Source organism: Cellulomonas sp. P5_C5, assembly GCF_054049655.1.
The window spans coordinates 15,014-38,591 of the sequence record NZ_JBFULY010000007.1; the positions used below are offsets into that span (position 1 = coordinate 15,014).

The following is a 23,578-nucleotide window of genomic DNA, read 5'->3' on the forward strand; positions in this document are numbered from 1 at the left end:
GTGGATCGTGAGGTCGAGGACGGGACGTCGGCGGGCAGGGCTGCCTGGTTCGCCGACCGGTTCGACGCACTGGCGGCGAACGTCGAGTCGTTCATCAAGGGCAAGAGCGACGTCGTGCGGATGGCGCTGATCTGCATGCTCGCCGAGGGGCACCTGCTCCTCGAGGACGTCCCCGGCACCGGGAAGACGTCGCTGGCCAAGGCGATGTCGCAGTCGATCGACGGGTCGATGCGCCGGATCCAGTTCACGCCCGACCTCCTGCCGTCGGACGTCACGGGGGTCCAGGTCTACGACTCGGGCAAGCGCGAGTTCGTGTTCCACCCCGGCGCGGTGTTCGCCAACATCGTGCTCGGTGACGAGATCAACCGCGCCTCGCCCAAGACCCAGTCGGCGCTGCTCGAGGTGATGGCCGAGCGGCAGGTGACGATCGACTCGATCCCGTACCTGGTGCCCCGCCCGTTCATCGTCATCGCCACGCAGAACCCCGTCGAGCAGGGCGGCACCTACGACCTGCCCGAGGCCGAGCTGGACCGGTTCATGATGCGCGCCACGCTGGGCTACCCGGACCACGACTCGGAGATCCAGGTGGTCACCAACGTGACGGCCGGCCGGTCCACCGACGAGCTCCAGGCGGTGATGAGCACCGCGGACCTGCAGCAGATGAACCAGATCGCCTCGTCCGTGCACCTCGCGCCCGCGGTGCTGGCGTACATCGTCACCATCACGGCCTCGACCCGGACGCTGCCCGAGCTGCGGCTCGGGATCAGCCCGCGCGGCACCATCGCGGTGGCCAAGGCCGCCCAGGCGTTCGCCGCCGCCCAGGGCCGCTCGTTCGTGACCGCCGACGACGCGAAGGCCGTCCTGCCGTACGTGCTGCCGCACCGGATGATCCTGCGGCCCGAGGCCGAGCTCCAGGGACGGACGGCGCGCGAGCTGCTCGAGACGCTCGTCGCCTCCGTGCCCGTGCCCCAGGTGCGAGCCGGGGTGTGAGCCGTGATCACCGCGTCGGGCAGAGGGGTCGCGATCGCGGGGGTCCTGCTCCTGCTCGCCGGGTGGTGGCTGGACTACCCGGAGCTGGTCGCCGTCGGGCTCGCGTGCGTCCTGGCCCTCGCGATCTCCGCACTGTGGATGGTCTACCGGCCGTCGCTGGACGCCGTCCGCGAGATCCAGCCGCTGCGCGTCCAGGAGGGTGAGCTCGCCCGCGGCGTCGTCACGCTGACCAACACCGCTCGCCGCCGCAGCCCGCCGGTCCTCGCGCTCGAGCGGTTCGGGACGCGGACGATCACGCTGCCGCTGCCCAGCCTCGCGCCAGGCGCGTCGCACGCATCGACGTATCCCCTGCCCACCGACCGGCGCGGGGTGTTCCCCGTCGGCCCCCTGTCGATCGGGCACACCGACCCGCTGCGCCTCCTGCGCATCTCCCACGACTTCCCGTCCACCGGTGCGCTGACGGTGTATCCCCTGCTGCACGCGGTCTCCGTCCTGCCGAGCGGGCGGTCGCAGGACTCCGAGGGTCCGACGTCGTCGAGCGCACCGCGCGGGGGGATCGCGTTCCACAGCCTGCGCGAGTACGAGCCCGGCGACGACCACCGGCTCATCCACGCCAAGGCCAGCGCACGGACCGGCGTCCTGATGGTCCGCCACAACGTCGTCCCGCAGGAGCCCCGCCTGATGATCGTGCTCGACACGTCGGCCGACCCCTACGACGCCCAGAGCTTCGAGGAGGCGGTCCGCGTCGCCGCGTCGCTCGCCGTGGCCGCCGTCGACGGGCGCTTCCCGCTCGCCCTGCACACGACGGGCGGTGCGGGGGTCGTCGTCGACCGCACGCGCGACCGCAGCGAGGTGCTCGACCTGCTCGCCCGCGTCGAGCCCTCCGGTGACGACCCGGGGCTCGCGGCCCTGCTGCGGCTCACGCCGCGGGAGGAAGGCGTCTCGCTCGGCGTCGTCACCGGGCAGCCGTCACCCGAGCAGCGCGCCGCCGTGTCGCGGGTGCGGGGCCGCTTCCAGATGGTGTCGGTCGCCCAGCTGGGCGAACGGTTCGGTCGGCGGGCCGCCCCGCTCGAGGGGGCGCTCGTCGTGAACGTCGCCACGAGCGAGGACTTCGCCGAGGCCTGGAACTCGCAGATCAGGGGCTGACGTGGCGGACGGGGGGCGATGGAGGGCGACCGCCGGGGTCGTGCTCGAGCTGGTGCTCGGCACGCTGGCGGTGGCCGTCGCGTGCCTCGCGTTCGGCCCGTACTTCGCCGTCACGACGTGGCTGCCGGTGACGATCGGCGCCGTGCTCGTCGGCGTCGCGCTGGCCGCCGCCGGTGCGGTGTGGCACTGGCCGGCCTGGACGCTCGCGCCCGTCGGCCTGGTCGGGCTCTACCTCTACGCGCTGCTCACGCTCCAGCCGTGGCCACCCGACCCGGTCACCGCCGCGCAGGACCTGCTGTCCGGGTGGGACCGCATGCTCACCGTCGCCCTGCCGGCCGACCCGGAGCCACCGGTGCTCGCCCTGCCGGTGGCGGCCGGTCTTGTCGCGTCGTACCTGGTGGGCGTGCTGGTCCTGCGGACGTCCGTGGTCGTCACCCTGTGCCTGCCGCCTCTCGGGGTCTTCGTCCTCGCGCTCACGGTCACCGCCGCGCGTCAGGAGACGCAGCTCGGCGTGACCGTCGCGCTCCTGGCGTGCCTGGCCCTCCTCGTGCTCGTGCGTGCCAACCGGCCCGACCCCGCGGCGGTGGTGAGCCGCGACGCGACGGCCAAGCAGCGGCGGGAGCAGGCGCTGGACGACGCCGTCGGTGCGGACGGCGTCGCCGCGCGGCGCACGTCGGCGGTCGGCCGCGTGCTGCTGGGCGTGCCCGGGGTAGCGCTCGTCATCGTCGCCGCGACCGCCGGGGCCCTCGTCCTGCCCCTGGCCGACGGCTCTGACCGCGCGGACCCGCGCGACTCCCACGAGCCCGACGTCCAGGTCACCGTCGGCCTCTCCCCGCTGGTCGAGCTCAAGCCACAGCTGGTCGGCGAGCCCACGCCCCTCTACCAGGTGACCGTCGAGGGAACACCCCGGACACCGGTGGACCGCATCCGGCTCGCGGCCCTGGACACGTTCGACGGCGCGCTGTGGAGCCAGTCCGGCACGTTCGTCCTGGCCGGCACGCAGCTGCCGCACGCGGAGGAGCCCTCGACGGGCGCGGAGACGGTCGCGCTCGACATCTCGGTCCTCACGCCACGCAGCCCGTACCTCCCGGTCGTCGGGCAGCCCCGGTCGCTGACCGGCACGGCGGCCGCCATCGACGAGGCGAGCGGGTCGCTGGTCCGGGCGGACGCCGACGACAGCCTCACGGGAGCCGTCTCGTACACGCTCACGGCCGACGTCGCCGGCAGGGCCGGCATCGACACGGCCGCGCCACCCAAGGTCGCACCGGCGCTGCTCGCGCTGCCCGACGAGCCGACGTGGGTGGCGAGCGAGGCGCGTGCCGCGCAGGCCGACTGGGTGACGCCGTGGACGCAGCTCAAGAGCCTCGAGGAGTCGCTGCGCAAACGGAGCACCAACCCCGATGCCCTCCCCGGGCACTCGTACGGCGCGGTCGAGCGCGTCCTCGTCGGTCCCGATGCCGTGCCGGGCAACGCGGAGCAGTACGCGTCCGCGTTCGCCATCCTCGCGCGCGCGATGCAGTACCCCAGCCGGGTCGCCGTGGGCTACCTGCTCCAGGAGGACGACCGCGTCGGCGACACGTACACCGTGCAGTCGACGGACGTCCACGCCTGGCCCGAGGTCCTGCTCGACGGGTACGGCTGGGTCGCGTTCGACCCCACGGACACGGCGAACGTGGCCGCCGCGCAGACACCTCAGGACCCCGACGAGCCGATCCTGCCGCAGGACGCCGGCGCCGCCCAGCCCGCGCAGCCGGACACCTCGGAGCTCGACGAGGCCACCGAGGTCCCCGGCGGGACCCTCGCCACCGTCGTGCGTGGCACCGCGTACCTGGTCGCCGCGCTCGTCCTGGCGGCGCTCCTGGCCCTCGCCGGGATCCTGGTGGCGAAGGCTGTGCGCCGGAACGCGCGACGGCGCCGGGGCAGCCCGGCTCAGCAGGTCGGTGCGGCGTGGCGCGAGACGAGCGACCGGCTGCGCGAGATCGGCGCGCCCACCCCGCCGACGTGGACCGCGATCGAGCTGGCCCACTGGGCCGCCCAGCGCGAGGCTGCGACCGGCGGCACCGAGCTGATGGAGCTCGCCCGTCTGGCCACCGCCACGGTCTACTCGCCCTTCGAGCCCAGCCCCGGCGTCGCGGCGCAGGCCTGGGAGCTCGAGCAGAGCATCCGAACCTCGATCTCCCACGGTCTGCCGCTCGTGGTGCGCTGGCGCGCGGCGCTGGACCCGCGCCCGCTGCTCGATCCCCAGGGCCGCTGGGCACGCCGGACGCCGGCGCCGACGCTGCACCCGCTGCAGCCCGAGGCACCGGTCGCCGAGCCCGTGGCCGCCGGCCGATCCCACGAGGGCTGAGCCGTGCTGCGCGACACCCGCCCGCGACGGCACCCCCGCACCCGGAGCGCACTCACGGTGCTCGTCGCGTGCGCCGTCGTCGCCGCACCCGTGGGCCTCGCGCTCCGCCTCGGCCAGGACGCCCCGCTCGACGCACCGCGCCAGGTGGCGGGGCGCGCCTGGGTCGCGTCGCCCGAGCAGGGCACGGTCTCGTTGCTCGACGGTCCGTCCCGGGAGATCGTCGTCTCCCTCCCCGCGCCCGGCAGCCTCGCGGGGGACGAGCTCGCCGTGACCCAGAGCGGCTCCTCCGCGTACGTCGTCGACCGCACGCTGGGCACTGGCGCGCGGATCGACGGGGCGACGTTCGAGGCCGGCGCCGCCGCCCGGCTCGCAGCGCCCGGCGGCCGGCCGCTGGTGCTCGAGGGCGGCGGCGCGGTCTACGTGCTCGACCCCGAGCGGCGCACCGCGGCACGCGTCGACCCCGAGACGCTCGAGGTGCGCACGGAGCTCTCGCTCGCCGCCGAGCCGGGAGACGGGCAGTCCGTCGTGGACGACGACGGCCGGCTCTGGGTCGTCGACGCGACCACCGGGGACCTCACGTGGTTCGACCGCACCAAGCACGTCGACAAGGTCGGGCTGCCGCAGGCGCAGCTCGTCCTCGTCGAGGGTCACGCCGTCCTCGTGGACGTCGAGGGCGGGCGCGTCGTCCAGCTGGGCTCCGACGGGCCCACCGGACGCTGGTCGTGCGTCGGGCAGTGGGACGGGTCCCCCGCGAGGATCCTCGGGTCGGCCACCTCCGACCAGGTGTACTCCGCCGTGCCGGCGAACGGCACGCTCGTCGTGGCGACGGTCGGCAGGGACGACTGCGCGGCGTCCATCGAGATCGCCGAGCCGGGCACCGCCGACTTCGGCCCCCTCGCCCAGGACGGCCGGTACGTCTTCGTGCCCGACCGCACGACGGGGCGCACGGCGGTCGTCGACACGTCCCTGGGCCGGCAGGTGGCCGACCTCCCGCTGGCCGGGCCCGGCAGCCGCATCGAGCTGACGTCGAAGGACGGGATCGTCTTCTACAACGACCTGGACTCCGAGGTGTCCGGCGTGATCTCGCTCGACGGCGACACCTGGTCCTCCACCGAGGTGCAGAAGTTCGACCCGAGCACGGACGAGGGCGTCGCGACCCTCGGGGACTCCGCCGGCAGCGACGACGCGCGGCAGGGCGACGGGACCGCAACGACCGACTGGGCCGCCGTGGCCCCGCAGCGCGACGGCCGCACGGCCCCGTCGGCACCGTCGAGCGCCGTCGAGGGCGGACCGCAGATCGACGGCGTGAGCGTGCGGCCGGACCCGGCGGTGCTCGGCCAGCCGGTGCGACTGGTCCCGGACGTGCGCGGTGCTGTGGGGACCAGCTGGTCGTGGACGATCACCGCCGCCGACGGCACCGTCGTGTGGACCTCCGAGCAGCCCGGCCCGGTCGAGCTGACCCTGCAGGGCACGGAACCCGCGTCGTACACGCTGGTGCTCGAGATCGTGGACTCGGCGGGCCACCACGCGATCAGCAGGAAGGCGATCGACACGGTGCTCGTGCCGACCCCGCACATCGAGGACTTCCTCGTCGACGACACGACACCCGGCACGAGCGAGATCATCCACATCGCGGCCGTCGAGTCCGGCCTGCCGGCGGGCGAGGCGACGTGGTCCTGGAGCGTCACCCACGCGGAGCAGGGGCTCCTGTTCGCCAAGGACCTCCCGCCGGGCGCGCCGTTCCCGGTGCGGTTCCCGGAAGCAGGCGACTACCAGGTCAACCTCACCGTGAAGAGCGGCGGGCTCGAGGACCCCGCGAGCGTGCCGATCGTCGTCGCCGACCGCTGCACCCCGGCGCTGACCGGGCGCCGGTTCATCGACCTTCGCCGGGACGGCACCGGGACGTTCAACGTGACCGCCGACGACTGCTTCGTCGACTCGACGGTCACGCTCGAGCTGCCCCCGTGGCTCGCCGCCGACGCCACGGACCTCGACGTCCTTGCAGGCCCCATCGAGACGGTGGACGGCCTCGAGCACACGACCGACGCGGCACCGGTCCCGGTCGCGGTCCGCGTGACGGGCACTCCCCCGTCGGACGGCGTCGTCACCGGGGCGGTCACCCTGGTGCTCGGTGACCGGCGGGTCCCCGTCGACGTCCGCGTCAACACGCCGCCGGCGTGGACGGCGGACCCGGTCTGCACGCGTGACGAGGACACCGGCCGGGTCACGGTGACCGCGGCGCTCGCCGATGCCGACGCCGGCTCGATCGACGTCCGCCTGACGCTCGACGGCGCGCCGGGAGGCCCGGAGGGTGGGTACCGGATGCTGCCCACCAGCACCCGGGGCGAGTACTCGCTCGTCGTGCCGAGGTCCGTGGACCTCGCGGCGGTGTCCGGCGCGTCGATCCTGCCGACCGACCGGTTCGGGGCGGCCGCGGAGGCCCGACCGGTCGACCTCGCGGCGTGCACGTCCTGAACGGGCGACGGGAACACGTCAGGGCGAGATCGTCGGCGCGAGCCAGACGGCCCAGTCCTGCGCCGAGGTCGCCCCCGCGTCCACCCTCAGCACGATCGTTCGTGCCCCGGCGACGGGCGAGAGGTCGACGTCGATCGCGCGGAGCACCCCGTCAGCGCTCGTGTCACTCACCGCGTACACCTCGACCTCTGTCCCGCTCGGCAGCACCCCGCCCACCCGGAACGTCGCGTCGCCCGCCGAGGCTGCCATGAAGCCCACCGTCGCCCGGAACCGGTCGCCCGCGAGGATCGGTGCGTCGAGCGTGTACCGGCCCTCGATCCACCCGTCCGCCACCCAGTCGGGGTGGGTCTCCAGGGCGAGCGACGTGCTCCCGTCCTCGAGCGCTGCCGCGGACCGCTCGATCACGAAGCCACGGTCGTCGCCGTCGCTCCCGTTGAAGACCAGGTCGCCGGCGCCGCTCGCCCAGGAGGCGCCCGGCGCGCGCTCGTGCAGGTCGACCGGCGGGTTCGGCCCACCCGAGACCACGACCTCGACGGTGTCCCCCACGACGGCGGACCCGCCCGCGCTCGGGTCGCTCCGCAGCACCAGCCCGGCCTCCACGTTGCTCGCCTCGGTCGAGGTGGTGACCCCGAGACCGGCGCGCGCCAGGGTCGCCGTGGCCTCGTCGACCGACACGCCGACCACGTCGGGCACCTGTGTCGAGGTGGCGATCTCGATCGTGGCCTCGTCGACCGAGCCCTTGTACCGGACGCGCAACGTCACCGTGTAGCGCGACGGGCTGGGCACGGTGGTGACGAACGGCTCGGCGGCCGAGCGGACGGTCGGGTTCACCACGACCTCGCCGGTGCCCGTGTCCGCGATGGACCAGGTCCACGTCGCACGCGACCCGACCACGGCCTCGGACGCCGTGCAGGTGATGGCCTCGTCCGGTGCCGGGTGCTCGGGGGTGCAGGCGAGGTCGGCGACGTCGGGCGTGCTGGCCGGGTCCGCCACCAGCTCGATCGTCGTGCTGGACGACGCCGTCCCCGTGGGCCCGACGAGCACGAGCTCGACGGAGTGCACCCCGAGACACTCGCTGGACAACGGCCCGAGCGGGGTGTCGAAGAGCTCCCCGTCCGGCAGCTCGGCCATCGCCGTCGTCTGGGTGAACTCGCAGTCCTGGGCGCGCACGGTCACGGCCCAGTGCGCCCCGCTCGTGTTCGCGACGGGTGCGGTCAGCCGCGTGACACCGTCGGCACCGAGGACCGCAGGGGTCGCCGTCAGCGTGCCGACGGCCAGCTCACCGGGGGCCGGCGGCGGACCCGGCTCGGCACCGGGGTCGGACCTCTTCGGCACGGCAGCGGTCGGCGCGGTCGGGGCCGCGCTCGCCTCGGCCGTCGGTGCGGCCGAGGGCTTGACGGGCTCGGGGGTCGGCTCGGGCGGTGTCGCTGTCTCGGTCGGTGCCGCGGACGCCTCGGGCGCTCCGAGGGCCGGTGCGCCGGGTACGGACCCCGCCCCCGGCCCGGTGGGCGTCTCGACCGTCACCGGCTGCCCGGTGGTGGGGTCGTACTTGTCGATCGCCGGGCCCTGGACCCAGGTGCCGTCCGTGAACGTGAGCACACCGCTGACGTGCGAGTCGAGGTCGTTGTAGAACACCAGCCCGTCCTTGGCGACGAGCTGCACGTCGTTGCCCGGCGGCGTCAGCGGGAACGCGACCAGCCTCGTGTCGGTCCGGGTGTCGACGACGGTGGTCGTCCCGTCGGTGCGGTTCGGCACGAACAGGTACGCACCGCTCTGCGCGAGCGCGCCGAAGTCGTTGGTCCCGGGCTCCGCGACGGACACGACCCGCGAGCAGTCGTCCCGGCCCACGGCGGCGACGACGACGGTCCCGGTGCTCGGCACAGCCGCGTACACCTCGGGACGGGTGTGCGAGCCGAGCGCCCGGACCTGGTCCTCCGGGCGCACGTCGAGGCAGCCCCACTCCCCGACCCCGCCACGGTCGACCGCGGCGACCCGGCGGTGGGCCACGTCGACGACGGCCGGACCACCCTCCACGAGGACGAGGACGCTCTCCGGGTCGACACCGGCGATCACCCCCTGCCGGGAGCCGTCGACCCAGGTGAGCCCGCCGCCGCCCGAGTCGACCACCCACAGCGTGCCCTCGTCGTCGACCACCGCCTGCTCCGGCCCCGGCTGCGCCGCGAGGGACAGCGTCTCGCCCGTCCGCAGGGTCGTGGGGTCGAGGCGTGTCGCGGTGCGCTGCGCCGCGTCGACCACGAACACCGCGTCGCCGCCGGTCAGCACCGTCGTCCCGCCGCCGGGCGTCCCGAGCAGGAACGGCGGTGTCGCCTCGTACGTGGCCCCGTCCACGCGGGTGACGGTCCCGGCAGCGACGTCGGTCACGTAGGCGGCCGCTCCCGCCTGGGTGACGTCGAGCGCGCCGACGGGGACGGCCACCCGCAGCGATGCGGCGACCTCCTGGGAGGAGCCGTCGATCAGGCTCAGCAGACCCTGGTCCGGTGAGGAGATCCACACGGTGCCGGTCTCCTGGTGCAGCTCGCCCACCGGGTTGCCCTGGCCCGCGACCCCGACGAGCAGCAGCGGGACGGCCACGGCCACGGACCCGACGACGGCTGCGGCGCTCGGCCGGCGACCGCGGAAGAGTGGCAACCCGATCGCCTCCCCCCGTCGGCGCGACCCGCCTCCTAGTGCACACCCCTGACGGCGGTTCAGGGAAGGCTGGCGGCCGGCATGCCCGCGACGATGCCCTCACAGCTGCGGGCGACCAGCTCGGCCGTGCGGCGCAGATCCGGTGTGGCGAGCGGGCTCGCGGCCCGGCGGTGCCAGCGTCGCAGCGCCTCGATGGCCGCGGCGCGCACTTCCTCGTCCGGCACCGCCGGGTCCAGTCCCAGGCGTTCGTGCGGCGTGTCCCCGTCCACGCCCAGCAGCCGCTCGGCGTCGAGCGCTGCCGCATCGTCGCCGAGCTGGAGCTCGCCCGTGCGCAGGTCGTCCAGGAGCCGGAGCTCGACGAGCTCGTGCGCGGACGCGAGCACCTCCTCGACCCGTCGGCGCAGGACACCGGCGGCCTCGACGGGCCTCGCTGCGAGCGCCGCCTCGACGGTCCGGACCGCGCGACGCATCTTGAGGACGGTCGCGCGGGCGACGAACCGTTCGAGGAGCAGCCCGCGGACGTCCTCCAGCCCGCTGAGCCTGCGCAGCGCCCCCGCGAGCGTGGCCGCGTCCGCGGCGGACCCGAGCCGGACCAGGCTGACGCAGAGCCGGACGCCGAAGAGCCCGAGCACCTCGAGCAGCTCGGCACGCACCTCCCGCGACGGCCCGTGCTCCGGCAGGGCGTCCAGGAGCCGGTCGGCCGACAGGAGCAGCGACGTCGGTGCGGCGGCCAGGGTGGCGACGGCCGCGTGCTGACGTTCCTGCAGGCCCGTCGACGCCAGGGCGAGGAGGCCCGAGACGGACACGACGGTCTGGACCAGCGAGCGCACGCGCGGATCGGCCGAGTAGGTCTGGGCGATCCGGGCGGCCACCTCGAGCGAGTCCTCACGACCGCCGGCGATCTCGTCGGCCCGCGAGAGGATGCCGACCGCGTTGACCGGGGACACCCCTGCCTCCTGCTCGTCGCTCATCGACTGCAGGAAGCCGACGTCGGCCGTGTGCAGGTGACGCATCAGGTAGAGCACCGCGTCGGCGCCGGAGCCGTCGTCCAGCAGGAACGTGTCGGTGCGTGCGGACACCTCACGCCGCACGGACCCGATGCCGGGCGTGTCGACGAGCGTGAGCCGTTCCAGGCGCCGGTTCGGGGTCTCGACGACCAGCTGCGCGACGCCGTCCGCCGCCAGGTCGCCCAGCTCGATCCTGGTCTGCCCGCCCACCCGCAGGAAGGGCACCTGCACGGGCTCGGCGTCGAACGGGTAGGCCCACGCGCGGGTGGCCGGTCCGTTGACGTAGCTGGTGACGATCCGGGTGCACTCCGTGGCGTCGGTGGCGGCCAGCCGCTCACCGACCAGCGCGTTGAGCAGGGTGGACTTGCCGGCCTTCACCCGTCCGGCGAAGGCCACCCGGAGCGGTCCGTCCCAGCCGTCGAGCACGTCCTGGAGCCCGTCGGCCTCCGGCAGGCCGCGGTACGCCTCGCACGCGTCGGTGAGCAGCCTGCGCACGGCCGTCGTCGTCGCGGTGCTCATGCCGCGACCGGGAGCCGTGCTGTGAGCAGGGCACCGACCTCGCGCTGCAGGCCCCGCAGGACCTCGAGCTCCCGGTCCAGCTCGGCGCGACGGACGGTGCGTGCCTCGTCGCCGCCCGTCAGCGCCGTAGAGAGCGACTCGACGGACCGGTTGGCGGTGGTGAACAGCTCGGCGGCCCGGGCGCTGAACGTCTCGCGCAGCCGACGCTGCAGGCGCCGGACGGCGTCGCGGGTGTCCTTGCGGGCCGCGATGTCGATCTCCTCGAGGTAGGCCGCCACGGCCCGGTCGGTGTCCGCTCGCAACGCGCGCAGCTGTGCCTTCTGGGCGCTCTGCCAGGACTTGCCGGCCAGGACGGTGGACAGCACGAGCGCGGCGGGCAGGACCACCGGGAACGCCAGCCCGAGCACCAGGCCGGCGGCGTGCGTGATCATCGCGCCGGCCGACCCGCCGCGCAGCGCGACCAGGCCCATGTCGAGGCGCGACACGGACTGGGAGCCGGCGGACGCGAACGCGACCTCGCGCACCGGGCCGGCCTCCTCCGTCCCGAGGTCCAGGCCTCGCCGCAGGTCCCGGGCCGCCGACCCGAACTGGTCAGCAACGGCGTCCGCCACCTGGTCGGCCTGGGCGCGGACCACGTTCTGGTGGTCGAGCATCAGCTCCGTGGTTCGCTGCTGGAGCCATGGGCCCAGGTCCGCCGCCAGCCGCGCGGGAGCCATCTGCGCGATCCGCTCGGACGCCTCCCGCCGCAGGGCGCGGATGCGCACCGTGAGGTCGAGCTCGACCTCCGCGCCCACGTCCGCCATCCGGTCGAACAGCACCTGCTGCCAGCGCGAGCTGGCGCTGCGCAGGTCCGCGGCCTGCTCCCGCGCGCGCGTCCACGCCTGGCGCTGCTCCTGCGACGCCGCGTCGGCGTCGAGGGCACGCCGCTGCGCGGTCACCTCGGCGACGAGCTGGCCGACCACGCTCGCTCCGACGGCCGCGGCCGACGCACCACCCGACCCCGAGACCCGCGCGTGCTCGGCGACCAGCCGGGCCGTCAGCTGCGGGTACCCCGACTCGAGCAGCAGGTCCCGGTCGCGCTCCCGCAGACCATGGTGGCGCAGGGGCGCGGACAGCGGCAGCAGGTCGACGTCCAGCCCGGCTGCACGCAGGTGCTCCGTGTCGACGTCGAGGATGCGGCGCCACTGGGGGTACAGGTCGATCCGCGTGACGGCGCCGATGACGACCGGACAGAGCGCGGACGCCTGGGCGAGGAACTCGATCTCCGCAGCACCCAGCTCGGCGCCCGCGTCGGTGACGAACACGAGCACGTCCGCCACGGCCAGCGCGCGCAGTGCGACGCCGGCGTGCGACGACGCCAGCCCGCCGCTGATCCCCGGGGTGTCGACGAGCACGAGCCCGCCCGCGAGGAGCTCCCGGGGCAGCCGGATCTCGAGCGCGCGCGCGGCCGGACCGCCGTGCCCGGTGGCGACGGTGTCGAGCTCCGCGGCCGGCACGGCCGACCCGCGGGCCGACCCAGGGCTCTCCTCCTCGAGCACGTGCGCCTCGAGGCGCTCGCCGTACCGCACGTAGGTGGGCACCGCGGTGGCGACGTCGGCGTCGGTCGCGCACACCCGGGCACCGAGCAGGGCGTTGACCAGCGAGCTCTTGCCCTTCTTGAACTCCCCGCAGACGACGACGCGGCAGGCGGGGTCCGCCAGGCGGACCTGGGCGAGCTCGACGCGCTCGCGCAGGTCGGCCCGGTCGTGCCGCTGCGCGGCCTGGGCGATCGCCGCAAGCACGTGCTCCACGTCGCCCCCCATCTCCGCATTGTCCCTGCTCAGCCCCCCGCCGGGAAGCCGACGGGACGCGTTGAGTTCTCGTTGAGCGGTTGTTGAGCCCTGCTGGGCACGCTGTCCGGGTGACGACGACGACGATGCGGCGGCCGACGACGACCGGGCTCTCTGCGTTCACCGAGCCCGTGCCCCGGGTGCGGCTGAGGATCGGCGTCCAGGGCGGCGACTCGCTGACGCGCGCCGGCCTGCGGTCCATGCTCGGCGAGCTGCACGACCTGGAGGCCGCCGGGAGCGACGGGCACGTGGACATCGGGCTCGTGGTCCTCGACGCGGTCACCCCCCAGGGCATCGCGGCCCTGCACCAGCTGAGCGCCGTCGCCGGGGTCCGGGTCGTGGTGCTGCTGGGCGACGTCAGCACGGAGGCGGTCGCGCTGGCCGTCCAGGCCGGTGCGGTGGGGCTGCTGCGTCGGCGGGAGGTGACCGCGGACAGCCTCGGGCACCTGCTGCGGTCGGTCGCGGCGGGCGAGGCCGTCATCCCGCCGGACCTCCTGGCGGCGCTGATGCCACGGCAAGGTGCGGCTGGTCCGACGGCGACGGCTCCGCGCCTGCTGGCGATGGCGACGCTGACCGACCGGGAGCGCGATGTCCTGCGGATGCTCGGGGACGGGTCGGACACCCGGGAGATCGCGCGGGCGATGAGCTACTCGGAGCGCACCGTGAAGACGATCATCCAGGACATCACCCGGCGGTTCGGCCTGCGCAACCGCTCGCACGCCGTCGCGTACGCGGTGCGCCAGGGGCTGATCTGACTAACCGACGATGTCGTCGACCGTCCCGCCTGCGGGCGCCACGAGCGGGTTGCTCAGCGGGTCCGCGAGGTCGTAGCCGGCGCCGTACTCGGCCTTGTCGGTGAACCCGTCGGCGTCGGAGTCGGTGCCGAACGGATCGGACCGGAGCACGTGCTCCAGGCTGTCGTCGAGGGTGTCGCCGTCGCTGTCGAGCCCGCCGGGCGCGACGCCGTCGAGCGTCCCGTCGCTGTTCGAGTCCGCCGCGAGCGGGTTCGTGCCGAGCCCGAGCTCGGTGGAGTCGCCGATCGCGTCGCCGTCCGAGTCGGCCGTCGCCGCGCCGGTCCCGGTGACGAGCATCTCGTAGCCGTCGGAGATGCCGTCCCCGTCGCTGTCGACCAGGAACACGTCGAGCCCGAGCTTGGCCTCCAGGACGTCGGTGATGCCGTCGCCGTCGGTGTCGAGCCCTGGGTCCACCGGAGTCTGCGCCCCGGCGACTGCCGTGCCGTCGGAGATGCCGGGGATCACGGCCGCGAACTGGAACCGTCGCTCGCTCGCCTCGCCGAACAGGACGCCCTTGGTGGGGTTCATCGCCTCGATGGTCCGGCCGTCGCCCATGCTGATCGCGACGTGCGCGTTCCCGGGCCTGCCGCTCTCGCCGGGCTGGGGCTCCCACGGGAAGTTGAAAAGGAGCGCGCCGGGGGTGTCGATCGCCTCGTCGACGGGCACGACGAGACCGAGCTCCTTGAGCTCCAGGTACTGCTTCCAGGACGCGTGCGGCAGGTCGACGCCGACCCGGCCCGCCGCCCAGCTCACCAGGCCCGAGCAGTCGAACGTGTCAGGGTCGGCGTCGTCGACGTCGACGTTCGCCCCGAAGACGTAGGTGTCCCCCGCCTGCGCGGTCGCGGCGTCGAGGAACTGCTGCAGCGCGTCGCTCTGGTGCCACTCCTCGACGACGGCCCCGCCACCGCCGGCGCCGCCCGCAGGTGTCACGTCGCCGTAGCCGTCGGTGCCCACCCACGACCCGCCGACCGGGTCGCCGTTGAGCTGCGCCGCCACCTCGGCCTCCGTGCGGTAGCTCAGGTAGCGCGCACCGGCGCCGCCGTGCGTGACCGTCCAGGGCGAGATGTCCGCGCCGCCGCCCGACACGTCGAACGCGGCCTTCGCGTTGGCCAGCGGGTCCGAGAGGTCCACACCCTGCAGGTCCGGGTGCGCGGCGACGTTGATCTGCCACAGTCCCCGCGAGTCCTCGCCCACCGGGTTGTGGGCGCCCGTCTCCCCGCCGGACTCCGCCAGGGCGATCGCTGTCATGGTCGCGGCCTCGTCGGGCTCGAACCCGGCGAGGCGGGCGAACCTGTAGATCTCCCGCGCCTCCAGAACGCTCACCCGTCCAGGCTAGGCCGGTCCCCCGGAGGAGTGAACGGCCGTCGCGGGTGGTCTTGCCTGCCCCTTCGGGCACCTCCCGCCTCCGGTGGTGCCCCCCGACGGGTGCCCGGCGGACGATGGAGCGATGATCTCCGACGTCGACGCGGCCCTCAGCGCGCTGCTGCGCGAGGAGGTCCTGCGCGGGCAGAGCGCCGACATCGCGTTCGACGCGCCCACCACCGAGTGGGCCGCCCGTCGCAACGGTCCCGTCGTCGACGTGTTCATGTACGACATCCGCGAGGACGTCGAGCGCCGCGACGCCGCCGCCCAGCCCGTGCGCGACCACCGCGGCCGGATCACCGGCCACCGGCCCGGTCCGCGGTACTTCCGGCTCTCCTACCTGCTGACCGCCTGGACCAGCCGGCCCGAGGACGAGCACCACCTGCTCGGGCAGATGCTGGAGAACCTCGTGCGGTTCGACCGCATCCCCACGGCGCACCTGTCGGGACGGCTGGCCGACGAGCAGGTCGTCCTGCAGGTGGCGCTGCCGCCCGGCGAGGACCGGTCGCTGACCGACCTGTGGAGCGCGCTCGGCGGGGAGATGAAGCCATCGCTGGACGTCGTGCTCATCGCGCCCCTGCAGCCCGCCAAGGAGTTCGTCGCCGGGCCGCCCGTGCGCGAGCGGGACCTGCGGGTCGTGGAGCGCTGACGGTCAGACGTCGAACGAGGCCTGCAGCGCATTGAGCACCATCTGGCGGATGGCGTCCTTCTGCTGCTGCGCCGCGTCCGCGACGGCGGCGTCCCCGGGCACGTGATCGGCCTCGGCACGCCGCTGGCCCCAGGTGGCGCCTCGCCCGCGGACGGCGTCCGGGTCGGTCTGCGCCCAGTCGGCGCGGACCGCCGTCGTGGTCCGGCTGACGGCTGCAGCGACGTCGCCGTCGAGGCGGGCGAACATGGCGTCGACCACGCCTTCGAGCAGACCCGGCCGCACGAACCTCGGACCGTACGGTTCCTCGTCCTCGACGGGTCCGCTGGGTGACGAGCGGCTCAGGTCGCGCGCGATCACCAGCGCGTCCACGAGCTCCCGGGACGCCCGGACCGCCGACGCCCGGGCGGGTGCCAGGATCGCGTTGTCGTCCGGGGTCTTGATGCGGGCGGCGTTGAAGTAGATGACGATCGTCGCCTGGTTCCGGTCCTCGATCTCGCCGCGGATGGTGGGCAGGAGCCGGAGCTGGCGCCACATCTCCCGGCCGAGCGAGAACGGCAGGATGTGCTCGGCCTCGCCCTGCCAGACCGGGTCGTCGCTCGTCAGCGACGCGTGCGTGGGCCGGATCCGCGGCGCCTGGTCCCCGTAGGGCGCGATGTCGCCGATCCCCGGGGCGCTCGCGCCGGGGTTGCCGCCGCTGAGGGTGCGCGCGAAGTCCAGGAGCCGCTGGACGGCGGTGACGAGCTCGCGCCGGGTCAGGCTCAGGTTCTCCGTCGGCCGCGGCAGCGTGTTGTCCGCCCGGTAGGCCGACCACGCCTGCCGAGCCGCGACGAACGCCGCCTTCCTGGTGTCGTAGTCGGTGATGAGCGCCGTCAGGGCGGCCGACGTGGGCGCCATCGCCTGCAACGGCGTGGGCACGCTGTGCATCACGAGGGCGTGGTCGGCGCCGTCGTCCTTGATCGTGTGGTCGGCGCCGTCCACGGTCACGTGCTCGTCGACGGCGACGTCGGCGAAGTCGGCCTCGGCCGGCAGCTCCACCGGCTCCTCGGCACCCCCACCGGCACCGGTCAGGGCGTCCAGCGCTGCCCGCCCGAGCGCCATCGCCTGGTCGAACAGCCAGTCGAGCGCCTGGTCCACCAGCTCGCGCAGGCCGACGATGATCTCCTGCACCTTCTCGGGCACGTTGCCCAGGCCCACCTGGTTGGCCAGGAACCCGATCGCGACCGGCACCGCGCTGGCCAGCCCTCGTTCGAGCATCGCGGCGCCCGGCGCGACGTCGCCGCGTGCGACGGACGCGATCGTGGACACGTACTGGTCCACGATCTCGAGCAGCTCGTGCAGGTAGTCGATCGCGGACTGGACGGCGTTGAAGAACGCGACCGTGCCGTTGATGACGGCCATGACACCCGTCGGGTCGAGCATGGAGAGCAGCCGGGTGACCACGCGGTCGACGATCTCCCGCATGATCCAGTCCTTGGCGGTGGTCAGGATCGTGTCCCACAGGTTGCTCAGCTGGCCCTGGATGAACTCCCAGACCGCGGTGATGCCGCGCTCCTGCACGTCCTTGATGAACGTCCACGCCCCGCTGAGCTGGTCCAGCGCACCCCGGATCTGCGCGACGCGCTCGGGCCCGATCCGCTCACCCAGCTTGGTCCAGAGGGTCTCGGTGGTCACGCCCAGCACCTGGATGACGAGCGTGATGATGTTCTCGACCGACAACGACGTCGGCGGCTCGATGCCCAGGCCGCGCAGCCCGCGGAACAGCCAGCCGCTCAGGCCCTCGAGCAGGTACGTCGCGATGTTGCCGAAGAAGCCCTCGAACCCGGTCTTCATGGCGCGGACGACGTTCTTGAGGAAGCCGACCGGGTCGTTCTTGATGTCCTCGATGGCGGCGGTGGCGTTGGCGATGATGTTCCCGAGCAGCTCCGACGGGAAGTTCATCAGCTCGAGGATCAGCCGGACGACCACCTGGATCACGACGCTGACGAACTCGGCGATCCGGTTCAGCGGGTCGCCGAACGCCGCGACGATCCGGTCGAACGTCTCGATCGGCGACAGCAGGCTCTCCAGGGACACCGTGTTCCAGATGCCCAGGAACGTGCCGGTGATCAGGTCCCAGGAGATGTTCAGCCGCGTCATCGCCGACTCGATCGTCGCGGCCGCGTCGCCGATCACCCCCGACTCCGCCAGCTCGTCGTACATCGCCTCGCCGCCGGGCAGCAGCGTGATGAACCCCTTGATGAGGTTCTCCGCGGTGCGCGGGACCGCCTCGTCGGTGAACGGGTTCCTCTCGAGGATCACCGTGAGCAGGTGGAAGCCGGGGACCTTGTGCGCGTGCTCGCTGGCCCACCCCAGGAGCGACTTCTTCACCAGGTCGAGCACCTCGACCAGGATCGTGGAGGCGAACGCGCCGACGTCCTGCAGGAGCGTGAACGCGCGGTCGGCCAGCGACGTGATGTTCTCGATGAGGTTCGGCAGGTTCGCCGGGCTGATCGCCGCCCACGCGTCGGCGAACAGTGCGCCCGTGCGGCTCAGCAGGTCGGTGAACACCGCCCACTGCTGGTCCAGCCAGTCGGCCGTCTTCTGCAGCGTGCCGCGCTCGGTCATCTGCGCGAGCACCTCGTCGCGCCCCGCGAGCCGGAGGAAGTCCCCGAGGATCTCGACGGTCGGTGCGCTCACGTCCTCGTCGCGCAGCGGGTCGTGGTGGAACACCTTCTTGGCGAGGTTCCAGTACGGCGCGATCTCGGGGCGCTGCAGGAGCGGCTCGGCGACGTCCGCCGCGACCTCCCGGACCTTGGCGATGACGGCGTCGATGACGTCCGAGACGAACGCGCGGATGTCGGCGACGATCGCGTCGACGTACCGCTCGACGATGGCGACGTTGCCGTCGATCCCCTCGGTGATCCCCATCTCGTCCCATGCGGCCGAGATGTCGTGCCCGATCCGGGACAGCGTGAGGTTGTGGGCCGCGAGCGCGTCCATGAGGAGCGTGACGATGTCGCCGAGGACGTCGATGGTCTGCAGGAGCGGTCCGACGGCGGCACCGAACGGTCCGAACGTCAGGAGCTTCTCGACGAACTCCGTGCGGCTGACGGTGGCGGGCTCGTCGGTGAGCGGGTCCTTGCCGGTGATGACGGTCAGCAGGGTGTAGCCGGGGATCTCCTGGGCGGCCGACGTGACGCCGTCGATGATCCAGTCGGGGATGAGGTCGGTGACCTCGAGGTCCCGGTAGACCGCCACGGCCTGCTGCTGCACGACGTGGGTCGCCTCGTGCGCCATGAGCTCGAGGTCCGCGGACGACTCCCCCTCGCCGAGGAAGATGTCCGCGCCGACCGTGAACGCCCTGGCGTGCAGCTCCGCGGCGGCGGCGCCGACCTCGGGACCCTGGTGCACCCGGACGGCGCCGAGGTCCGCGCCGAGGTGCGGCTCGACCTTCGACTGCACGGAGGGGTCCATCGGTGCGCCGGCACCGGGGCTCGCGATCAGCGAGGAGACGGCGGTGGACACCTCGACGTCTCCGCCGGCGGCGATGTCGGACGCGGGTGCGGGCGCGTCCTCGCGCGCGACGACCGCACGCGCGGGACGGTCCGGGTCCGGCTCAACGCTGCGAGCTGGTGACGGTGGTGGTCGGCCGTGCGCCACCCGCGAGGCGAGCGCCTCGGCCTCGCGCTCGGCGGTGTCGTGGGGGTGCGAGACCGCGAGCGTCGAGCGTGCGAGCCGGTTGCCACCCGGGCCGACGAAGTTCGCCCGTGCGGCCGGTGGGGCGTCTCCTCCTCCACGCGCCAGTCGCGCGGTGCCGGAGTTCGATGTGGGCACCCCGCCACGGACGGCGGCCGACGGCGGGTTCCGGGTGCGCCTCGCCTCGGCCGGTTCCCGGGTCAGCGCGTCCCGCGTCAGCGTCGCCGGCATGGGGTCAGCGGCCCGCGCGAACGACGTCGACGTCCTGCGCGGACGCGCTCACGGACCGCATGCCCAGGGCGCCGTCGGGACCGGACCCGACAGGGTCGCCCCTCTCCCGCGTGCCCCGCGCGACGCTCACCCGTCCAGGCTAGGCGCGCCCGTCGCGTTCGTGCCTGCCTCTTGGGGCATGCCGACCGCTGGCACTGCTCATCCCCCGGCCGCTCTCTGCGCCTTCCTCCGGTCGGCAGCCATCTTCTCGATCTGCTTCGCCTGCTCGACTGCTGCCGCCTTGATCTCCGCCCTCGTCGGACTGATCGCGCCGCCACGGACGTCCTTGTTCACCTTGGTCGCAGGCTCATTCGTCGCGAGATCGACCTTCTTGTCACCAGCCTCAGCGATGACTGCCTTGTTCGTTCGAGTAACGGCATCGTCGACGTACGACTCGAAGATCGCTTCCGCCGCGCGGACCCCGTTGACGCGGGCGAGCTCGTTCTTGAGGTCTGCCCTAGCTGAGTGGTCGGTCTGCGTCTTCGCCTCGGCTGCGCGTTCGTAGATCATGATCGTGATCATCGAGTTGTACTCCTGGTCCGTGGTGAACGGCACCTCGTACCACTCGAAGAACGTCGTGATGAACATGTCTGGGACCACGTGCTCGGCCTCGAGCTCCCAGTAGGGCATGTACTTCGCCTGGCCGCTCTGCGGCTGCCACCCGCGTTCCTGGGCATTCCAGGTCGCCTTGATGGCGATGTTCGGGGCGTGACCGATCACTCCGAGCTGGTTCCAGATCTCCGGGTGCTTCTTCAGCAGCGCTTTCAACTTCTTGACCGCCTTGCGGACGGCTGTGTTCCGCGCCTTCTTGGTCTGCTCCTTGGCGTATTCCGCGGTGATCTTCTGGACCAGCTCCTTCGCGTCTGCGGTCGCCTCCGCGACCTTCTGCTTGTTGTTCGAGGCCACCATGACCTCGCCACCCTCGATCGAGATCATGTGCTGCTCGTTCTCGACCTCGAACCCGCCCTCGAACTCCGCGTCACCGAGGCCGTCGTCCTCGTCGTCCTCGTCTCCACCCAGCCCGAGCGCGTCCAGCGCCGCCTTGCCCAGCGAGATCGCCTTGTCCAGGAGCCAGTCGATGGCCTCGTCGATCTTGAGGCGCAGCCCGATGACGATCTCCTTGACCTTCTCGGGCAGGTCGCCGACGCCGGCCTGGTTGGCGAGGAACCCGATGGCGACGGGCACGGCGTTGGCCAGGCCCCGCTCGAGCATCGCGGCGCCGGGGCCGACGTCGCCCTTCGCGATGGACGCGACGGTCGAGACGTAGGAGTCGATGAGCTCGAGCAGCTCGCGGGCGTAGTCGAGGACGGACTGGATGCCGTTGAAGATCGCCTGGGCGCTGCGGACGACCGCCATGATCCCGGTGGGGTCGAGCATGGACAGGACCTTGGCGACGGCCTTGTCGATGATCTCCGACATGAGCCACTGCTTCGCGGCGTCGAAGATGAGGTCCCACAGGTTGCTGAGCTGCTCGCTGATCTTGTCCCAGATCGCTGCCATGCCGCGTTCCTGGATGTCCTTGATGAACGCGAACGCCTCGCCGGCGAGCTCGATGGCGGCGCGGATCTTGGCGACCTTGTCCTCGCCGATCTTCGCGCCGAGCTTGGCCCACAGGGACTCGACGGTGACGCCGGAGACCTGGATCACGAGGGTGATCGCCGCCTGGAGGGTCAGCTCCGCGGGGGGTTCGATGCCGAGGGTGCGCAGTCCCCGGAACATCCAGTCCGAGAGGCCCTTGAGCAGGTAGCCGGCGATCTTGTCGAAGAAGGCGCTGAACCCGCGCTTCATTGCCTCGAGGACGTTGATGAGGAACGCGACGGGGTCCTTCTTGATGTCGTCGATCGCGGCCATCGCGTTGTCGATGATCCGGCCGAGCAGCTCGGGCGGGAAGTTCATCAGCCGCAGGATCAGCTCGACGACCACCCGGATCACGACGGCGGCGAACGTGATGATGCGGTCGAGCGGGTCGCCGAACTTGGCCAGGATCTCGTCGAACGTGGCGAGCGGGGTCAGCAGCTTGTCGAGCGTGACGAGGTTCCAGACGCCCTGGAAGGTGTCAGTGATGAGCTGCCAGGAGATGTTGAGCTCGGTCATCGCGGACTCGATGCGCCCGGCCGCGTCGGCGATGACACCGGACTCCGCGAGCTTCGCGTACATGGCGTCGCCGCCCGGCAGCAGCAGGATGAACCCCTTGATGAGGTTCTCCGCGGTGCGCGGGACCGCCACCTCGGTGAACGGGTCCTTCTCCAGCAGGACGGTCAGCAGCTCGTACCCGGGGAGCTTCTTCGCGTAGCCGGAGAGCCACTCGAGCAGCGACTTCTTGACCAGGTCGAGGATCGTCAGCAGCACGTCCTGGGCGAAGTCGCCGACCTTGTGCACGATGGCGACGGCCTCGTCCGCGAGCGCGGGGAGCGTGTCGAGCAGGTTCGGCAGGTTGCTCGGCGTGAGCGCGGCCTTCGCCTTCTCCAGCAGTGCGCCGACGTCGCCGACGAGGCTGAGGAACTGCCCGATCTTGCTGTCGACCCACTCGGCCGTCTGCGGGAGGATCTTGCGTTCCTCCATCTGGGCGAGGACCTTCTCCTGCCCGGCGACCTTGAGGAAGTCGGTGATGATCTCGAGCGTCGTCGCGTTGACCTGCTCACCGGTGAGCGGGTTCTGGTGCAGCACCTTGATGGCGAGGTTCCACCACGGGGCGACGGTCGGGCGTTCGAGGAGGGGCGTGACGGCGGCGGCGATGACCTCGCGCACCTTGGCCAGGACGGCGTCCTTGACCTCCTCGACGAAGGCCGTGATGTCGCTGACGATGCCGTTGACGTACCGGCGGATGATCGCGAGGTTCTCGTCGTCGCTCTTGCGGATCCCGACCTCGTCCCAGGCGGCGCCGATGTCGTGCTCCAGGCGGGCGAGCGTGAGGTTGTGGGCGGCGAGGCCGTCGCGCAGGAGGGTGACGATGTCGCCGAGCACGTCGACGGCCTGCAGCACGGGGCCGATCGCGGCGGCGAAGGGTCCGAACGAGAGGAGCTTCTCGACGAAGGCCTGCGCCCCGCCGGTCACGGGCTCGTCGGTGATCGGGTCCTTGCCCAGGAGCAGCGCGACGATGGAGTACCCGGGGATCGCCCGGATGGCGTCGAGCACGACGTCCGGTACGACGTCGGCGACACCGAACCGCATGACATCCGCCCGGTAGACCCCGACGGCCTGCTGCTGCACCACGTGCGTGGCCTCGTGCGCCATGAGCTCGAGGTCGGCGGGCGACTCCCCCTCACCGAGGAAGATGTCCGCGCCGACGGTGAACGCGCGCGCCTGGAGCTCCGAGGCGGCGCCACCGACCTCGGGCCCCTGGTGCACCCGGACGGTGCTGAGGTCGGCGCCGAGGTGCGGCTGGACCTTCGCCTGCACCGCGGGGTCCATGGGTGCGCCCGAGCCTGGGCTGGCGATCAGGGACGTGACCTTGTCGGAGACCTGGAGGTCTCCGCCCTCGGCGACCTCCTCCCGTGCGGGTCCCGCCGCCGGTGCGTCCTGCGCGTCGCGTGCGAGGAGGGTCGCCTCGTCGTGGGCCGGCGCCGGCGCGGCTGTGGGCGGTGACCCTCCGTGGGCGACGCGGGACGCGAGCGCCTCCGCCTCGCGCTCGGCCGGGTCGTTCGGGTGCGAGACGGCGAGCGTCGCGCGCGCGATGCGGTTGCTGGTCTTGCCCGCGAGGTTCGCGAGCGCGGTCGGGGGTGCGTCGCCGGAGCGCACGAGCCGCGCGAGCTCCGCGTTCGAGACCGTGCCCGGTGGACGTGCGGCCGCGGCCGGACGGAGGCGCCCTCGTTCCTGGGCTGCGGGTTCCCGGACGACGACGTCGCGTGCGGGCGCCGTCAGCACGT

At 73.0% G+C, this 23,578-nt stretch carries 13 protein-coding genes; 6 read left to right on the forward strand and 7 right to left on the reverse strand.

The window, feature by feature from the left end; translation table 11 throughout:
- From ACXJKF_RS08270 to ACXJKF_RS08285, 4 genes are read left to right on the forward strand one after another with little or no spacing between them, the layout of a single operon-like run.
- The gene (locus ACXJKF_RS08270) at nucleotides 1–990 is read left to right on the forward strand and encodes an AAA family ATPase (RefSeq protein WP_456787258.1); all 990 of its coding nucleotides are present in this window, start codon (nucleotides 1–3) and stop codon (nucleotides 988–990) included.
- Nucleotides 991–993: 3 nt separating this feature from the next.
- Nucleotides 994–2,136, forward strand: a complete 1,143-nt coding sequence (locus tag ACXJKF_RS08275; protein WP_456787259.1) for a DUF58 domain-containing protein — start codon at nucleotides 994–996, stop codon at nucleotides 2,134–2,136.
- 40 nt (nucleotides 2,137–2,176) lie between these two features.
- Nucleotides 2,177–4,483 carry a DUF3488 and transglutaminase-like domain-containing protein gene (locus ACXJKF_RS08280; protein ID WP_456787260.1) on the forward strand — a complete coding sequence of 769 codons (2,307 nt, stop codon included), beginning with the start codon at nucleotides 2,177–2,179 and terminating at the stop codon, nucleotides 4,481–4,483.
- Nucleotides 4,484–4,486: 3 nt separating this feature from the next.
- The gene (locus tag ACXJKF_RS08285) at nucleotides 4,487–6,958 is read left to right on the forward strand and encodes a hypothetical protein (RefSeq protein WP_456787261.1); all 2,472 of its coding nucleotides are present in this window, start codon (nucleotides 4,487–4,489) and stop codon (nucleotides 6,956–6,958) included.
- An 18-nt stretch (nucleotides 6,959–6,976) separates the two neighbouring features.
- Here the strand turns inward: ACXJKF_RS08285 and ACXJKF_RS08290 are convergent, their stop codons facing one another.
- Genes ACXJKF_RS08290 through ACXJKF_RS08300 form a run of 3 tightly spaced genes read right to left on the reverse strand, consistent with a single transcriptional unit; the run spans nucleotide 6,977 to nucleotide 12,935 of the window.
- Nucleotides 6,977–9,607 (reverse strand): PASTA domain-containing protein, encoded by a 2,631-nt coding sequence (locus ACXJKF_RS08290; protein WP_456787262.1) that lies wholly within the window; start codon nucleotides 9,605–9,607, stop codon nucleotides 6,977–6,979.
- A 59-nt stretch (nucleotides 9,608–9,666) separates the two neighbouring features.
- Nucleotides 9,667–11,133 (reverse strand): dynamin family protein, encoded by a 1,467-nt coding sequence (locus tag ACXJKF_RS08295; RefSeq protein ID WP_456787263.1) that lies wholly within the window; start codon nucleotides 11,131–11,133, stop codon nucleotides 9,667–9,669.
- Nucleotides 11,130–12,935: a dynamin family protein gene (locus ACXJKF_RS08300; protein ID WP_456787264.1), complete on the reverse strand. Its 1,806-nt coding sequence runs from the start codon at nucleotides 12,933–12,935 to the stop codon at nucleotides 11,130–11,132. Before ACXJKF_RS08300 ends, ACXJKF_RS08295 begins: the two co-directional genes overlap by 4 nt.
- Nucleotides 12,936–13,033: 98 nt before the next feature.
- Between ACXJKF_RS08300 and ACXJKF_RS08305 the strand changes: the two genes are divergently transcribed.
- Nucleotides 13,034–13,717, forward strand: a complete 684-nt coding sequence (locus ACXJKF_RS08305) for a response regulator transcription factor (RefSeq protein ID WP_456787265.1) — start codon at nucleotides 13,034–13,036, stop codon at nucleotides 13,715–13,717.
- On the opposite strand, the gene ACXJKF_RS08310 is transcribed toward ACXJKF_RS08305, so the two are convergent.
- Nucleotides 13,718–15,079 carry an NlpC/P60 family protein gene (locus ACXJKF_RS08310; protein WP_456787266.1) on the reverse strand — a complete coding sequence of 454 codons (1,362 nt, stop codon included), beginning with the start codon at nucleotides 15,077–15,079 and terminating at the stop codon, nucleotides 13,718–13,720.
- A gap of 124 nt (nucleotides 15,080–15,203) precedes the next feature.
- On the opposite strand from ACXJKF_RS08310, the gene ACXJKF_RS08315 reads away from it, so the two are divergent.
- Complete coding sequence (locus tag ACXJKF_RS08315) at nucleotides 15,204–15,767, forward strand: DUF4255 domain-containing protein (protein ID WP_456787267.1); 564 nt, start codon at nucleotides 15,204–15,206, stop codon at nucleotides 15,765–15,767.
- 3 nt (nucleotides 15,768–15,770) lie between these two features.
- On the opposite strand, the gene ACXJKF_RS08320 is transcribed toward ACXJKF_RS08315, so the two are convergent.
- The 3 genes from ACXJKF_RS08320 to ACXJKF_RS08330 all read right to left on the reverse strand — a co-directional run bounded on the left by ACXJKF_RS08320 (nucleotide 15,771) and on the right by ACXJKF_RS08330 (nucleotide 23,576).
- The gene (locus tag ACXJKF_RS08320) at nucleotides 15,771–19,673 is read right to left on the reverse strand and encodes an eCIS core domain-containing protein (RefSeq protein ID WP_456787268.1); all 3,903 of its coding nucleotides are present in this window, start codon (nucleotides 19,671–19,673) and stop codon (nucleotides 15,771–15,773) included.
- A 4-nt stretch (nucleotides 19,674–19,677) separates the two neighbouring features.
- A complete protein-coding gene (locus ACXJKF_RS08325; RefSeq protein ID WP_456787269.1) occupies nucleotides 19,678–19,803 on the reverse strand; it encodes a hypothetical protein in 126 nt (41 codons plus the stop codon).
- 68 nt (nucleotides 19,804–19,871) lie between these two features.
- Complete coding sequence (locus ACXJKF_RS08330; RefSeq protein ID WP_456787270.1) at nucleotides 19,872–23,576, reverse strand: eCIS core domain-containing protein; 3,705 nt, start codon at nucleotides 23,574–23,576, stop codon at nucleotides 19,872–19,874.
- Nucleotides 23,577–23,578: the final 2 nt, after the last annotated feature.

Excerpts from the sequence above, each read along its gene's own strand:
- ACXJKF_RS08295 (WP_456787263.1), bottom strand. The coding sequence starts at position 11,133 with ATGAGCACCGCGACGACGACGGCCGTGCGCAGGCTGCTCACCGACGCG.
- ACXJKF_RS08300 (WP_456787264.1), bottom strand. The coding sequence starts at position 12,935 with ATGGGGGGCGACGTGGAGCACGTGCTTGCGGCGATCGCCCAGGCCGCG.
- ACXJKF_RS08315 (WP_456787267.1), top strand. The coding sequence starts at position 15,204 with ATGATCTCCGACGTCGACGCGGCCCTCAGCGCGCTGCTGCGCGAGGAG.
- ACXJKF_RS08320 (WP_456787268.1), bottom strand. The coding sequence starts at position 19,673 with ATGCCGGCGACGCTGACGCGGGACGCGCTGACCCGGGAACCGGCCGAG.